This window comes from Streptomyces sp. NBC_00683, assembly GCF_036226745.1.
Classification (GTDB): Bacteria; Actinomycetota; Actinomycetes; order Streptomycetales; family Streptomycetaceae; genus Streptomyces.
Genome location: NZ_CP109013.1, coordinates 7,523,307 through 7,536,727, shown reverse-complemented (window position 1 = coordinate 7,536,727; position 13,421 = coordinate 7,523,307). Strand labels below are relative to the sequence as shown.

General features: G+C 69.9%; 17 protein-coding genes and 2 pseudogenes. 10 read left to right on the top strand and 9 right to left on the bottom strand.

Annotation, left to right across the window (positions count from 1 at the left end; genetic code table 11):
* Positions 1-5: 5 nt before the first annotated feature.
* The 3 genes and pseudogenes from OG257_RS32810 to OG257_RS32800 all read left to right on the top strand — a co-directional run.
* Entirely contained in the window at positions 6-461 is a 456-nt protein-coding gene (locus OG257_RS32810; protein WP_329213313.1) for a GNAT family N-acetyltransferase, read from the top strand.
* 38 nt (positions 462-499) lie between these two features.
* Entirely contained in the window at positions 500-676 is a 177-nt protein-coding gene (locus tag OG257_RS32805) for a hypothetical protein (protein WP_329213311.1), read from the top strand.
* 259 nt (positions 677-935) lie between these two features.
* Positions 936-1,400 (top strand): annotated as a pseudogene (locus OG257_RS32800) (IS5 family transposase); the annotation flags it as partial.
* Between the two features lie 42 nt (positions 1,401-1,442).
* Here OG257_RS32800 and OG257_RS32795 read toward each other — a convergent pair.
* Complete coding sequence (locus OG257_RS32795; protein ID WP_329213309.1) at positions 1,443-1,895, bottom strand: hypothetical protein; 453 nt, start codon at positions 1,893-1,895, stop codon at positions 1,443-1,445.
* 289 nt (positions 1,896-2,184) lie between these two features.
* Here OG257_RS32795 and OG257_RS32790 point away from each other — a divergent pair, with 289 nt between their 5' ends.
* Entirely contained in the window at positions 2,185-2,523 is a 339-nt protein-coding gene (locus tag OG257_RS32790; protein ID WP_329213307.1) for a hypothetical protein, read from the top strand.
* Positions 2,524-2,578: 55 nt separating this feature from the next.
* On the opposite strand, the gene OG257_RS32785 is transcribed toward OG257_RS32790, so the two are convergent.
* From OG257_RS32785 to OG257_RS32765, 5 genes are all read right to left on the bottom strand, one after another.
* Positions 2,579-3,268, bottom strand: coding sequence for a nucleotidyltransferase domain-containing protein (locus tag OG257_RS32785; RefSeq protein WP_329213305.1), 690 nt, complete (start codon positions 3,266-3,268; stop codon positions 2,579-2,581).
* 390 nt (positions 3,269-3,658) lie between these two features.
* Entirely contained in the window at positions 3,659-4,426 is a 768-nt protein-coding gene (locus OG257_RS32780) for an RNA ligase family protein (protein ID WP_329213303.1), read from the bottom strand.
* Between the two features lie 19 nt (positions 4,427-4,445).
* Entirely contained in the window at positions 4,446-4,601 is a 156-nt protein-coding gene (locus tag OG257_RS32775; protein WP_329213302.1) for a hypothetical protein, read from the bottom strand.
* Between the two features lie 55 nt (positions 4,602-4,656).
* Positions 4,657-5,088 (bottom strand): hypothetical protein, encoded by a 432-nt coding sequence (locus OG257_RS32770; RefSeq protein WP_329213300.1) that lies wholly within the window; start codon positions 5,086-5,088, stop codon positions 4,657-4,659.
* Between the two features lie 134 nt (positions 5,089-5,222).
* Positions 5,223-5,714 (bottom strand): hypothetical protein, encoded by a 492-nt coding sequence (locus OG257_RS32765; protein ID WP_329213298.1) that lies wholly within the window; start codon positions 5,712-5,714, stop codon positions 5,223-5,225.
* 174 nt (positions 5,715-5,888) lie between these two features.
* Here OG257_RS32765 and OG257_RS32760 point away from each other — a divergent pair, with 174 nt between their 5' ends.
* Complete coding sequence (locus OG257_RS32760; protein ID WP_329213296.1) at positions 5,889-6,059, top strand: hypothetical protein; 171 nt, start codon at positions 5,889-5,891, stop codon at positions 6,057-6,059.
* Positions 6,060-6,074: 15 nt separating this feature from the next.
* On the opposite strand, the gene OG257_RS32755 is transcribed toward OG257_RS32760, so the two are convergent.
* On the bottom strand, positions 6,075-6,443 hold the full coding sequence (locus OG257_RS32755) for a VOC family protein (protein ID WP_329213294.1): 369 nt from the start codon (positions 6,441-6,443) through the stop codon (positions 6,075-6,077).
* A 136-nt stretch (positions 6,444-6,579) separates the two neighbouring features.
* Between OG257_RS32755 and OG257_RS32750 the strand changes: the two are divergent.
* The 3 genes and pseudogenes from OG257_RS32750 (at position 6,580) to lnt (ending at position 9,983) form a co-directional block, all read left to right on the top strand.
* A pseudogene (locus tag OG257_RS32750) lies at positions 6,580-7,504 on the top strand (phosphotransferase).
* Between the two features lie 159 nt (positions 7,505-7,663).
* Positions 7,664-8,140 carry a nuclear transport factor 2 family protein gene (locus OG257_RS32745; protein ID WP_329213292.1) on the top strand — a complete coding sequence of 159 codons (477 nt, stop codon included), beginning with the start codon at positions 7,664-7,666 and terminating at the stop codon, positions 8,138-8,140.
* Between the two features lie 199 nt (positions 8,141-8,339).
* Complete coding sequence (gene lnt, locus OG257_RS32740; protein ID WP_329213290.1) at positions 8,340-9,983, top strand: apolipoprotein N-acyltransferase; 1,644 nt, start codon at positions 8,340-8,342, stop codon at positions 9,981-9,983.
* On the opposite strand, the gene OG257_RS32735 is transcribed toward lnt, so the two are convergent.
* Together OG257_RS32735 and OG257_RS32730 are read right to left on the bottom strand one after the other, a co-directional pair.
* Positions 9,907-10,812 carry a Gfo/Idh/MocA family protein gene (locus OG257_RS32735; protein ID WP_329215468.1) on the bottom strand — a complete coding sequence of 302 codons (906 nt, stop codon included), beginning with the start codon at positions 10,810-10,812 and terminating at the stop codon, positions 9,907-9,909. The genes lnt and OG257_RS32735 overlap by 77 nt on opposite strands.
* A gap of 32 nt (positions 10,813-10,844) precedes the next feature.
* Positions 10,845-12,056, bottom strand: a complete 1,212-nt coding sequence (locus OG257_RS32730; RefSeq protein ID WP_329213288.1) for an FAD-dependent monooxygenase — start codon at positions 12,054-12,056, stop codon at positions 10,845-10,847.
* An 81-nt stretch (positions 12,057-12,137) separates the two neighbouring features.
* On the opposite strand from OG257_RS32730, the gene OG257_RS32725 reads away from it, so the two are divergent.
* Both OG257_RS32725 and OG257_RS32720 read left to right on the top strand, forming a co-directional pair.
* Positions 12,138-12,752: a TetR/AcrR family transcriptional regulator gene (locus OG257_RS32725; protein ID WP_329213286.1), complete on the top strand. Its 615-nt coding sequence runs from the start codon at positions 12,138-12,140 to the stop codon at positions 12,750-12,752.
* Positions 12,753-12,793: 41 nt separating this feature from the next.
* Entirely contained in the window at positions 12,794-13,306 is a 513-nt protein-coding gene (locus OG257_RS32720) for a DinB family protein (protein WP_329213284.1), read from the top strand.
* Positions 13,307-13,421 lie beyond the last annotated feature (115 nt).

The window sequence follows — 13,421 nt, the reverse complement described above, 5'->3', positions numbered from 1 at the left end:
TGGCGATGGGACTAGCGGTGGAGATCAGCGCGGCAACGGTGGCGGACACTAAGACGATCTCGGTTCTTCTCGGGGAGATCGAGGGCTACTACGGCGGCGACAGCACGCCGGCCAATGAAGCACAGATCAGGTCCGCCCTGTTCCGGGAGCGCCCGCACGCCACCGTGCTCCTTGCCCGGGACGGCGACGACGTCCTCGGCTTGGCCTCCTACATGTTCCTTTGGCCGGCGGCCGGGGCGAGCAGCAGCCTGTACCTGAAGGAGCTGTACGTCCGCGAGTCCGCTCGGCGCCGCGGTGTGGCCCGCGCGTTCATGGCCGCGCTGAACGAGGCTGCGGCGGCTGCAGGATGCTCGCGTGTCGAGTGGACCGCCGACACCGACAACCCTCCTGCTCTCGCCCTGTACGAGGCCCTCGGCGTCAAGCAGCACCAGGGGAAAGTGTTCTACCGGGTCGCCCTCTGAGCTGGGCGGCTGTCAGCCCTCACCCGTAGAAACGGCGCATGCCCAACTCCCCTGCCGTACCCGGCTCTGTGCGTCCTGCCGCCGTGGTCAACGAGGAGATCCGTGATCTCCGGACCCGGTCCGATGGCACGCTGACACCGGAGGGGCAGCGGGAGTACGAGCAGCTGCTCGTCGAGTGGGCGGTGGCGTCGCGGACCGACGCAGAGGCGGCCTGAGCCGGGCCCGGTTAGGCGCTCAAAGGGGGCGGCGGCCGTCACCGCCAGGTGTCCCGGGAGGATCCCGAGGAGCATTGCCGCCAGCATGGCGGACGGCCCGCTGTCAGTGGTGGCGCTAAAGATCCCGCCGTGGCGAAACCGAGCGAACACCTGATCCAGCTTTGCCGTGCAGCCGTCGAGGCCGAGCGGCAGGCGACGAGCCAGCCGTACACCGAATAAGACATCTATTCTTATGGCTTGATCATTCGTTGAGCTATGCATGGCGGATCTGGTTGAGCGGTTGGTGCCGGAAGAGTTGTGGGAGCTGTTTCGGCGAGTGGTCCCGCCCATGAATGTGAAGCGTCCGCAGGGCGGGGGCCGGCGTCGAGCGGGTGACCGGGAGGTTCTGGCGGCGGTCATCTTTGTGGCTACCTCGGGCTGTACGTGGCGCCAGCTTCCACCGGAGTTCGGCCCGGCTTGGCAGACGGTCTACCGGCGGTTCTCCCGGTGGAGTGTGGGCCAGGCTCCACCGTGTGGTTCTGGACGGACTCGGGGCCCAGGGCGAGCTGGACTGGTCGCGGTGCGCGATCGACTCGGTCAGTGTCCGGGCGGCAAAAGGGGGCTTCTGACGGGACCGAATCCGACCGACCGTGGCAAGTTGGGCTCGAAAATCCATCTGGTCACCGATCGGAACGGACTGCCGCTGTCGCTGGGCATTTCCGGTGCCAACATGCACGACAGCCAGCTTTGTCACCGCCGCCTCGTCCGCGTGGACAGGCAGGGCCAGTCAGTGCGAGGCTCCGACACTGCTGACCCAGACGTGGAAGGGTGCGATCTCCGACTCGGTCTCGGTCTGCTCCGAGCGGCTCTGCACGTCCTCCAGGTCCGACCACGCGATGGAGCCGGGCTCCCTGTCTGCCAAGAAGCCCTCGACGATCGGACCGAGATCGTCGGAAGCCACATAGGTACCGCCGAACGGCAACGCGTCCGGGGGCACGGAGCCGGTCGAGCACCGGAGTTGCCGGGCCTGTTCGTCGTGCCACACGTAGAACGTCGCCGCCCCGGAGAAGTTCAGACCAAGAATGCGCTCCTTTATGGCTGCAGCAGTCCACTCGAAGGCAGCCACCACCTCGGCGGCGGACGAGCCCCTGTCCTCGTCCGCCGCACCCAGCGACCAGGTATTGGTTTTCCACTCCACCCGCCGGTCAGCTGGCTCCAGCACCAAGGGCTCGTCCGCCACCTCAGCAATCCACGTCAACAGCACAGCAGCAGTATCCCTGCATGGCTCAGGCCCCAACAGCCACCATAAGAAGCGACGTCTTAGATCGCAGGGATCCGGAAGACGCTGGCACGGATGCGCTGGTTCCTGACACACGAGACGCCCCCCTCCCGGCCAGGGTGGGGGCTTCCTACCGTCCGGCGCGCCATCCGTAGACGCGGTTCTGAGAACATCTGCAGATCTTCGCCGGCGTCGCACGCTGCGGCGCGACTTGGCGTGGCCGTGGACTACACCACTCCGAGGAGATCCAGTGTCCGACTGGGAACGCTTCAACAACCGCATCCTGTCCATCAGCCCGGCCGAGCCCGGATGGCACGTTCGCGTCGAGCTCCGGTCCGTCATGGGGACGGCGCACGAGACTGAGGACAAGTTCTCCTTCCCGATCCTGACCTGGGCTCTTGTCGAATCGGTCGACCGCAGCGGCGCCAGCACCACCCAAGTGGAACCCGTCTTCCTCGACGGCAACAGTCCTACCAACTCAACGGAATACCGACGGATGCACTCGAACGTCGACCCCGATCCTGGCGAACCGAAGGAACTGGTTAGCATCGAAATTCTGCAGCCGGAGCCACGACCGAACCTGGTGTAACGAAGCGGCCCCCTCCCGGTTGGGTGGGGGCCGCTGTGTTGTGCGGGTCGGGCGGTCATGCCTGTGTTACCGGTTCGTAGTGGGCGGCTCGAACTCGTCGGAGCCATGCCTCGGCCGGCGCCTCATCCGGCTTGTCGGGCAGCACGCTGGTCGTGGAGTCGAAGAGGGCTTCGTACCGCTGGAGCATCGGGAGGGCAACCATGGCGTCGGCTGCTACCTGCTCCCCGAACTCGTGGTACTCGTCGGGGTTGTCGACACGGATCTGCAGGTGGCCGGTGGAGTACAGCTGGAAGCCTTGATGGCATAGCCGGCGCAGGTGGCGGGCGTGCTTCTCGGTGCGCTTCCTCGTGTCGGCGGAGAACGATCCGTCGCCGCGGTCGTACAGCCGTTTGAACTGTTGGGTGGCGTAGCCGAGGTAGGCGTCGCGGACCCGTTTCGCGGAGAGCAGCGTGGACCGGATGTCTATGAGTTCGTCGCCGAGCGGTGTCCTGACTTCGTACAGGTCGTCGGGTAGCCAGACGAGTTCCATGACGGTGGGGTTTCCGCCGAGGGCAAGCCGGCACCACTTGGCGGCTTCATGGAGTGTCTGGTCGGGGTGGTTGGTGACGTGGGATTCCGTGGGCCGGTGCAGCCCGTGGAAGTCAGCGGTGTTGGCGGCGAACAAGCCGAGCCGGTCGATGTCGGAGCCTGGGCGGGCCAGGCCGTAGGCGGTCGAGCCGACGATCCCTGAGAGCAGGACGTTCACGGATGATCCTTTGTTGGTTCGGCTGGCCGGTGCCACTTGCAGGTGCAGGCGGGGTCCCCATGGCAACAGAGGCACGGCTTGTGGTCGAGCCGATATTCGACCGAGGGCAGGTTCCAAGTTCCGGCACGTCGAGCTCGTAGGCACTCAGGGCGTACTTTGGTTCATCCTGATCGGCGCGGGTGTCCTGAGTCCTCACGCCGGTGAATCCGCGGGCTGAGCAGACCCCGTGGGGCCCCGTGCGGGCGCGCCTCGGGCCCGCCCTGGGCTTCAGGGCGGACCCGGTCGTGTGCCGGTCATCGGCAGACCGTGTTCACGGCGTCGATGCCGCGAGCGGCGGTTCAGGGAGCCAGGGCCGGCACGGGGAGCATCGGCCCTTGCGGGGCATGACGGTCAGCGAGTACGGGCCGTCTGGGTACGGCGCTTGAGAGTCCGCGCGTAGTCCTCGAACCGCGCCTTCGCGATCACCGAACGGTCGGCGGTACGGAGCACCACACCTTCCGCACGGCCCGTCGCCCGGTCGTCCAGCGCAACCTTGGTCTGCAGCCAACTGGCGTTGAGCCAGGCGCTCATCCCGTCGACACCGGTCGGCAGACTTCCCGGCGCGATGACGTCGAGGCGGGGGGTGAGCGCAATGCCTTCCAGGCCGGCGGCGATGGTCAGGGCCTCCTCGGTGAGGAACGACTGCCCGCCCCCCTCGCGCCATGCGGATATGCGCTCGACAGGCCGGTCCAGAACCTCCAGCGGCACCGTCGCCACGTCGAACAACCGGTACCCGACCTGCCCGGTCCCGGTGTACTGCTTGGCCGCAGCCCCCACCTTCGCCCCGTACACCTCCAGGTAGAAGACGTTGATGCCATCCCTCGCGGAGAGGCCTTCGGCGACGGTGCGCAGCGCCCCCACGATCCCCAGGGCCGGGTTGGTGACCCGGTCGCCCCGGGCGGCAAGAAGCTCCTCGCGGCTGCCGATGAACCAGTCACCGCCCGGAAGTTGGATGATGCGGGCGTTCGTTCCGTCGACCTTCTCGGTGAGAATCACATCGCCGACGAACGGGGTGGCGTCCTCGGTGAGAGCGCCACGCTCCCCGAGCACGTGATAGGTCGGGATGGACGGGTACTTGGTTGCCGAGTTCAGGGCGGCAAGATCGATGCTGTCGCTCATGGGGGACTCCTCGGGGCGGTCAGGTCTTCTTGTTCCGGGCGCTGCGCCGGGCGAGCATGCGGGCTTGGATCTGCTCTTCGCCGGGGCGCTCCCGTATGTGCCAACCGACGGACATCTTCCACTGCTGGGCGTGGGACTGCTCGTCAATTTCGTGCGAGCGACCGGAGACCGCCATGAACGTACAGAAGCCCCGGGCCTTCAGGCCCGGGGCTTCGCCGTGCGGTGAGGCGTCAGGCCGGGCACGTGCCGCCTGCGGCCTGGTACTCGGTGGTGCCTGCCGGGAGTCCCGCCTCTGCTGCTCCAACTGCCCCTACGACGTAGCGCCCGTTGGCGAGGCGCCGGTCGTACTCGTCCCCGCCGGTCGTGCATTCGATGCCGACGACGTAGACGGCCTCTTCGGTGAGTTCGGCCTTCACGGCATCGAAGACGGCACGGAGCTGGTCGTCGCTGTCGACCTGGACGAGGACGTTCCTGACGGCGCCCGCCTCTTCCCGTTCGGTGATCTTGTAGGCGACCGCAGCGGCCTTGCTCCCGCCTTGGACCCCGTCGATGCCCGTGCTGCTTCCGCCGTTCTTGCTGTTGCTGCCGTCGCCGTCGGCGCAACCGCTCAGAGCGAGGGTGGCGGCGAGGGCGATGAGGACGGTCCCGACTGTGGCTCTCATCCGGTTCATCATCCGTGCCGTCTGCCGATGCATCCCCCAATTTCCGCATGTTGATGGATTTCGGTCATGTCTGGGTCCCCACCTGACGCGCCACGTCCGGCCGTGCGCGGTTGTGCGTCGAGGGCGCCGCTGCGTCAATCGGTGTGCTTGTGCATCACGTCGAGGTAGTGCCGATCACGGTGCGGCACCTGGTTGTCCCGTCCCGGCAGGCTGAAGACCGCGCAGACCTCGGCGGGACGGGTGATGAGGCTTGACTGCCGGCCGAAGGTGAGAGTGCTGTTGACCTCATGCCGGCAGTCGGCGTCGTCGAGGGCGGCGATCAGGTCCTCGCGGAGGACGGTGGTCCCGTAGGACTCGGAATCGGGCAGGACCGGCGGAGGAAGCTTGGCGGTCGAGCCGGGCCGGATGTTGAGCCACAGCCCGCTCACGGCCCGCTGGGTGATGACCAGCTGCAGCCCGTGCCAGGAGTACGGGTAGCCGTCGGTATCGGGTCCCAGCATGATGTGGGCGGGGTGCGGGCGCCCGGGGCCGAGAAGGTCTTCCGCCTCGTCCAGGGACATTCCGCAGCTCAGGGGCCCGATCCGGCCGGTGCGGGAGAAGTCGACAAGTACGTCCATCAAGGTCACGACAGGGACTGTGACACTCCCCCGAGCCGCATCGCACGTCGATTTCGGTGCGGGGCAGTGGCCGACGCCGCCCCGCGGGCCACGGCAGGAGCCGGCAACACCACAACGCCCAGGTCAGCGGCGACCAGTGACCCGTCGCCGCCGTGACACCCCGGTCACCCGTACAATCTGCGCATGCCCACCATGCCCTCCGAGCCGACGCCTGTCCGCTCACTCGCCGAGCTGAACGCGGAGATCCGCGCGCTCGTCGACGGCGGCCTGGTGTCCCCGGAGTCCCGCCGGGAGTACGAACGACTGCTGGTCGAGTGGGGGGCCTCGGTGCAGGGCGGTGTCGAGGCGGCCTGACTGTCGGCGCGGGCGTCAGGAGCTTCGCTCCGGCGGCTGGTGCAGTCCGAAGGGGGAGCCCTGGTCGTCGTGGCAGAGCTGGAAGCGGCCGAACCTGGCGACCGACCCCTCGTCGCTTCCCAGGTCGATGTCGTCGACCCGGCCGCCGAGTTCGCGGACGCGTGCCACTGCGGACGCCATGTCGTCGACGGCGAAGAACAGGTACGGGCTCGCGCCCGCGTCCCCGCCGTGCAGCCCGCCGGGGACATTGGGTGTGCCGATCGCGAACCCGCCTCCGTCGGCCGGGCCGCGGTCGAAGGTCCAGCCGAACAGCCCGCCGTAGAACGTCCGCGCCTGCTCGGGGTCGCCCGCGCCCAGTTCGAAGAAGGAGACCTCACCGGCCATCGCGGGTACCTGTCCGTCCGCTCGGAGACTTTCCGTCCACGCTACGGCCGGCCGCACCCCGGGGCACTGCGCCGTGCCGACCGGCCGCCGGGAAACCGCGTTGCCATCTGTTCTCCCCCTCCATACGGTGCAGCGCATGCTGCCTGAGGTGAATACGGACGAGGAGTGGGACGCGGTCGTCCCGGACGAGGCCGTGATGCGTCCCGGCGCGGAGGACCTCTGTGCGCGGCTCGGGCTCGCGGGAGCCCCGCTCACCCGCTTCCCGGAAGGCTCCCAGCCGGTGTACGCGGTCGGGGACGAGCACGTGCTCAAGCTGTTCCCGGGCGCGGCTGCCGAGGACGGCATCGCCGAAGGACGGGTTCTGACCCATGTCCAGCGGCGGCTGCCCGTCGCCACGCCCGAGGTGCACGGCTTCGGAGCGTACGAGAACGGCTGGCAGTACGTCCTGATGTCCCGGCTGCGCGGTGAAGGCCTCGCCGTCGCCTGGGACCGCATGCCGCGGGCGGACCACGAGCGGATCGTGAGCGAGGCCGGTGAGACGCTCGCCGCCCTGCACACACTCGGCACCGAGCCGCTCGCGGATGTGCTCGGTCCCGGGGACTGGAGTGCGTTCGTGGCCCGGCAGCGTGCGGGCGCGGTCGTGCGGCAGCAGAAGCGGGGGCTGGCGGAAGCCTGGTCGGAGCAGATCCCCGGCTTCCTCGACCGGGTGCGGCCGCCATCCGCCCCTCGCTCCGCCCTCCTGCACACGGAGTTCATGCGCGAGCACCTGCTCGTGGATGCGGGGGGCCCACGGCTCACCGGGCTGTTCGATTTCGAGCCCGCCATGATCGGCGACCCTGCCTACGACTTCGTGGCTGTCGGACTCTTCGTGACGCGTGGGGACCCGCAGTTGATGGGGAGGCTGTCGAAGGCGTACGGCCGGACCTTCGAACCGGTCCGAACTCCTCGCGTACACGCTGCTGCACGTGTACAGCAACCTTCCCTGGTATCTGCGGGAACTGTCCGCTCCTGCCGACGGCACGCTGGACTCGCTCGCGGACATGTGGTTCGGCGCGCTGTGACGTGAGCGGCGTCAAGGAGCCGCGTCCGTCAGCCGCCCGGTACACGTGCGCACGTGCCCCGCACGAGGAGCTCCGGAATCGTCTCCCGCCGGGGCACAGTCCGGCCACGGCCGGTGCCGGACCCTTGGCCTGCCGCTCCCGTGGGCGGAGACTTGCGCGATGACACAGCGCGTGGCTCTCGCGACGGTGATGGACCGGCTCTCCATCGATGCAGTGATCACTGACTACGCGGTCGCGGTGGACGACGGCACCTGGGACGACTACATCGCGTTGTTCACCGAGGACGGCCGCGCCGACTACCGCGGTGCGGGAGGGATCGAGGGCACGGCACCGGAGATCGCACAGTGGCTCGCCCGGACCCTGCGCGCCTCCCCCGTCCGCCAGCACCTGATCGTCAACCGGCGGCTCGATCTCCAGGATCTTGGCGGCTACCCCGGTGACCAGGCACGGGTGCGGGCGGACTATCTGAATCCGATGGGCCCGGAAGCCGAAGCCGGCGGGCACGGGACGGCGCCGGCCTTCGTCTCCGGCGGCAGGTATGCCTTCGACCTGCTGCGTACGGAGCCGGGCTGGCGGATCCGTGCCGTCGAGGCCCGTGAGATGTGGCGGTGCGCGCCCGGGGCCGCCACCGGCTGAGCCCCGCGCCCGGGGCCGGGGGTCACCGCCCGGACCCCCGCATGGCGCCGGGGTCACCGCACGGGCCCCCGCCCGGCGCCGGGGTCACCGCCTGCTCCCGGGGCCCGCGGGGCCGTGTCGGACGGCACGCCCACTGTGCGCTGCCGATCTTCTGCCCCACACTGGGATCACGTGGGCGGACCGGCAAGGAGGACACGGTATGCCGTTGCGGGGCGGGCGGGTTCCGGCAGACCGGGTTTCGGACGGCCCGGCCAACGGGGTCCGGCCCGGCGTACGCCTGCTGCGCTCACCCGGGTGGCGCGCCGCCGCTGCCCTGCTCGCGGGCGCACTGCCCGCCCTGGCGTTTCCCGAACCGTCGCTCTGGTGGTTCGCCTATGTCGCACTGGTGCCCTGGCTGCTCCTGATCCGGTCGGCGGACACCGGGCGGCGGGCGGCCCTCGACGGATGGCTCGGCGGCATGGGCTTCATGCTCGCCGTGCACCACTGGCTCGTTCCGAGCCTGCACGTGTTCATCGTGGTTCTCGCGGCGCTGCTCGGCCTGTTGTGGGCCCCTTGGGGCCTGCTGGTGGCCAGGCTGATCGGCGGATCACCGTCCGTGCTCCGCGCGGTCGCGGCTGTCGCCGTGGTGCCTTCCGGCTGGCTGATGATCGAGCTCGTCCGCTCCTGGGAGGGACTCGGCGGCCCCTGGGGGCTGCTGGGGGCCAGCCAGTGGGAGTTCGCGCCCGCGCTGCGGACCGCGTCGGTGGGTGGTGTGTGGCTGGTCAGTCTGCTCGTCCTGGCGGTGAACACGGCGGTCGCTCTGCTGGTCGCCGTACCTGGGGCCCGCACTGCCGCGGCCGCCTCGCTGGTGGCGTGCACGCTGTTCGTCGGCGCGCTGTGGGTGTGGGCGCCTCGGCCGGAGAGCTCCGGAACGGCCCGGATCGCCGTCGTGCAGCCGGGTGTCGTCGACGGCCCCGGCAGCGTCGAGCGCCGGTTCGCGCGCAGCGAGGAGTTGACCCGCGGTCTCGCCGGGCGGGATGTCGACCTGGTGGTGTGGGGCGAGAGCAGTGTGGGTGTCGATCTTTCGCGCAGCCCTGCGACGGCGGCCCGGATCGCGGCGCTCTCGCGGCTGGTCGGGGCCGACGTGCTGGTGAACATGGATGCCAGGCGGAAGGACGGCCCGGACCGCGCCGGGATCTTCAAGTCGGCGGTACTGGTGGGTCCGGACGGGCCGACCGGGGACCGCTACGACAAGATGCGTCTGGTGCCGTTCGGTGAGTACGTCCCGGCCCGTGCGGTGCTGGGCTGGGCGACCTCCGTGGGCAAGGCCGCGGGTGAGGACCGGCTGCGCGGCAGCCGTCCGGTGGTGATGCGCCTGCCGGGTGAGGACGGGCTGCGGCTCGGGCCGCTGGTGTGCTTCGAGTCGGCGTTTCCCGACATGAGCAGACGGCTCGCCAAGGACGGCGCACAAGTGCTGATCGCCCAGTCGTCCACCTCGACGTTCCAGCACAGCTGGGCGCCGGAGCAGCACGCGTCGCTCGGGGCGCTGCGCGCGGCCGAGAGCGGGCGCCCGATGGTGCACGCCACCCTGACGGGCGTCAGCGCGGTGTACGGCCCCGAGGGCGAACGGGTGGGCACGTGGATCGGCACGGACGCGAGTGAGGCTGCCGTGTTCGACGTACCGCTCGCCCGGGGCACGACGCTCTATGTGCGCCTCGGTGCGTGGCCGGTGTACGCGGCGTTGGCGGTGCTGGCCGCCTTCTTCGCCGTGGCGGGTGTGCGGTCCCTCAGGACGCCTGCTCCAACGCGTCACGGACCACGCGCTCGCACAGACGGTGAGTCTCCAGGGCGTCCTGGGCGCTGAGCACCTTTCCGGCCCTGATCCCGTCCAGGAAGGACAGCACGCTCTGCTCGATGCCGCGCTGGCGTGCGACGGGTACCCAGTCACCGCGCCGCCGGACGGTGGGCTGGCCCTTGTGGTCGACGACGTCGGCGAGGTTGAGGACCTGCCGCTTGGAGTCCTGGCCGGAGACCTCGAGGATCTCCTCGGTCGATCCGTTGAGCCGGTTCATCATGCCGATGGCGGTGAAACCGTCTCCCGACAGCTGAAGGACCACATGGTGCATGAGACCGTCGATGATCCGTGCCCGCACGACGGTGCTGGTGACCGGGCCGGGCACCAGGAAGCGCAGCGTGTCGACGACGTGGATGAAGTCGTCGAGCACCATGCTGCGCGGGTCCTCGGGCAGCCCGACCCGGTTCTTCTGCAGCAGAATCAGCTCGCGCGGGTGCTCGATGCACTGCGCGTAGGACGGGGCGAGACGGCGGTTGAACCCGACGGCAAGGCTCACGCCGCGCTCCTCGGCCAGGGCCACCAGCCGCTCGGAGTCGGCGAGTTCATGGGCGAGCGGCTTGTCGACGTAGGTGGGCACACCCGCTTCGAGGAGCCGGCCGGTGATCTCCGGGTGCACGGGGGTCGGCGCGTGCACGAAGGCGGCGTCCAGTCCCTGGGCCAGGAGCGAGTCGAGGTCTGCGTGGAGCTGCCGCGAGGGGATCCGATGGGTCTCCGCGACGGCCGCCAGGGTGGCCGGTGTGCGGGTCTGCAGATGCAGCTCGACTCCGGGAAGTGCCGTCAGAACCGGCAGATACGCCTTCTGCGCGATGTCGCCGAGTCCGATGCAGCCGACCTTCACCAGTGTCTCCCTGTCGTCCTTGCACGCCCGTGTCACGGCCGCGTCATATGCCCGTCCCTGGTTCCGGCAGCATACGTGCGCTGCGGCGGCTGCCAGTCGGCGATCCCGTCGAAGGTCCGCAGGACGAGCCCCGGGCCGAGGCGGGAGACGGTGGACATCAGCCCGTTCCGGAGTGCGGCGGCCGGCCCGCTGGACAGCTGCATCAGCCGGGAGACCTGTGCGGACTTGCGGACGATCGCCGTCGTACGGGGCAGCCTGGCCGCGCTGTAGGCGGCCGCCCCCTCCCCCGGGCCGCCGTCCGGCGTGAGGTGGTGGGCGAGCACGATGGCGTCCTCGATGGCCTGGTTGCCGCCCTGGCCGAGCGTGGGTGCCATGGCGTGCGCGGCGTCACCCACGAGTACCGTGCGCCCCTTGTGGAAGGAGGGCAGCGGGTCGGTCAGGTGGTACACGTCGTGACGCAGGATCTCATCGGGTGTGACGGCGCCGATGATTTCGGGAACCGGGTCGTGCCAGTCGCCGAACCTGCGCAGCAGTTCCGCCTTCTCGTCGTCGGATGCGACCGTCCCGGCCGGGGCGGTGGCCGCGGCGTAGGCGTAGATCCGGCCGTCCTTCAGCGGATGGCTGCCCCACAGGGCGCCTCGACCCCAGGTCTCCTGCGAGCCGATCGGGCTGCCGGGCGAAGGGGCGATGACACGCCAGGTGGTGAAACCGCTGTAGGTGGGACCCGGGTGCTGCGGGAAGAGTGCGGAACGTACGGACGAGCCGATGCCGTCGGCCCCGACGACGAGGTCGGCCTCGATGTCCCCGGAGGGTGTCCTCACGACGGCCCGCCGGCCGCCCGCGCTGCCGGCGCCGACGAGTTGTGCCGGTGTGCCGGTGTGGAGTGCGGTGTCGGGAATCCCGGCGCGGAGCAGGTCGATCAGGACGGAACGGTGCAGCAGGACCAGGGGGCCTCCGAACCTCTCCGCCGCTGCCGCGCTGTTCGTACGGGCGAGCCAGCGTCCGGCCGGGGTGCGCATCCCGCCGTCGCCCTGCCAGGCCGCGAGGGACCTGATCGTGTCGCCTAGGCCGATGACGTCCAGTGCGCGCTGGGCGTTGGGAGAGAGACTGATGCCGGCGCCGACCGGCTCCACCGAGGGCGCGCGCTCCAGGACGGTGACATGCCAGCCGCACCGGTGCAGCGCCGTGGCGGCGGTGAGTCCGCCGATTCCGCTGCCGATGATCACCGCGTGGGGTGTCCTCATGACTGAGCCCTCCTCGGAACTACACCTGTAGTTGCGAGATCCACCGTACTACAGCCGTAGTGACGGCGGTAGATTGGCCCCATGCCCACACGCACCACCGGGACACCCGGCCCCTCCCGCGCAGGCCTGATCGCCGACACCGCGCTCACGCTGCTCGCGGAGCGCGGGATGCGGGGCCTCACCCATCGCGCGGTGGACGAGCGGGCCGGACTCCCCCAGGGGTCGACGTCGAACCACGCACGCACCCGCCAGGCGCTGCTGGAAGCCGCCGTGCGCCGGCTCGCGGAACGCGAGGCACAGGTGCTCGCCCCCGGAGAGCTTCCGGCGGACGGGGCCCCCGCCTCCGCCGCCACCGGACTGGCACGCGCACTGCACCGCTATCTGACCGGCCATCCGGAACTCTTGGTCTGCCGCTACGAACTCGCTCTGGAGGCCACCAGGCGCCCCGAACTGCGGGCGTTCTACGATGCCGCGGGCCGGCAGTTCCGCGAACCCCTCGTCGCCCTGATGACAGCGGCAGGATCCGCCGAACCGGAGCGCCACGCGCTGTCGCTCGTGGCCTGGGCGGAAGGGATGATGTTCGCCTGCGCCGCGGGCTCGTACCACCGCTCCGTTCCGACCGAGGACGAACTGCGTACCGGCTGCGCCGAGCTGCTGCGCGGGATGCTGGGCGTCCAGGCCGCCGACAACCTGTAATCGCTGGCCGTGCTCATGATCGTTGAGCAAGGATGGCCGGCATGACGACAGACGAACGTACCGAACCCGCCTTCGACGCCGCCGAGCGCCAGATGCTCGAGGGGTGGCTGGACTACCACCGCGAGACGCTCGCCATGAAGTGCGCGGGCCTCACCGACGCCCAGTTGCGGGAGGCGTCCGTGCCTCCTTCGGAGTTCACGCTGCTCGGACTGGTGCGGCATCTGGCGGAGGTCGAGCGCGGCTGGTTCCGCGAGGTGCTGGTCGGTGAGGACGTACCGCCGATCTACGGCAGCGACGAGGACCCGGACGGGGAGTTCCACCTCACCGAGGCGGACACCTGGGAGGAGGCGCACGCGACCTGGCTGGCGGAGATCGAGGTGGCACGGCTGAATTCGGCGAAGTTCGAACTCGACGGCCTCTCGGTCGGCCTGAGCCGCGGGGGCAAGCCCTTCAGCCTCCGCTGGATCTACACGCACATGATCGAGGAGTACGCCCGGCACAACGGTCACGCGGACCTCGTACGGGAACGGATCGACGGCGCGACCGGGGAGTGACGGCTCGGACCCTCACCCCACGCCCCGCCTGACGCCCCTGACTCTCCGCCGCCGCTTCCGGGGCACGTCGCTGACCGGGTCACTCGTGCGGGCCAATCCTTGCTCACCGGCTGTC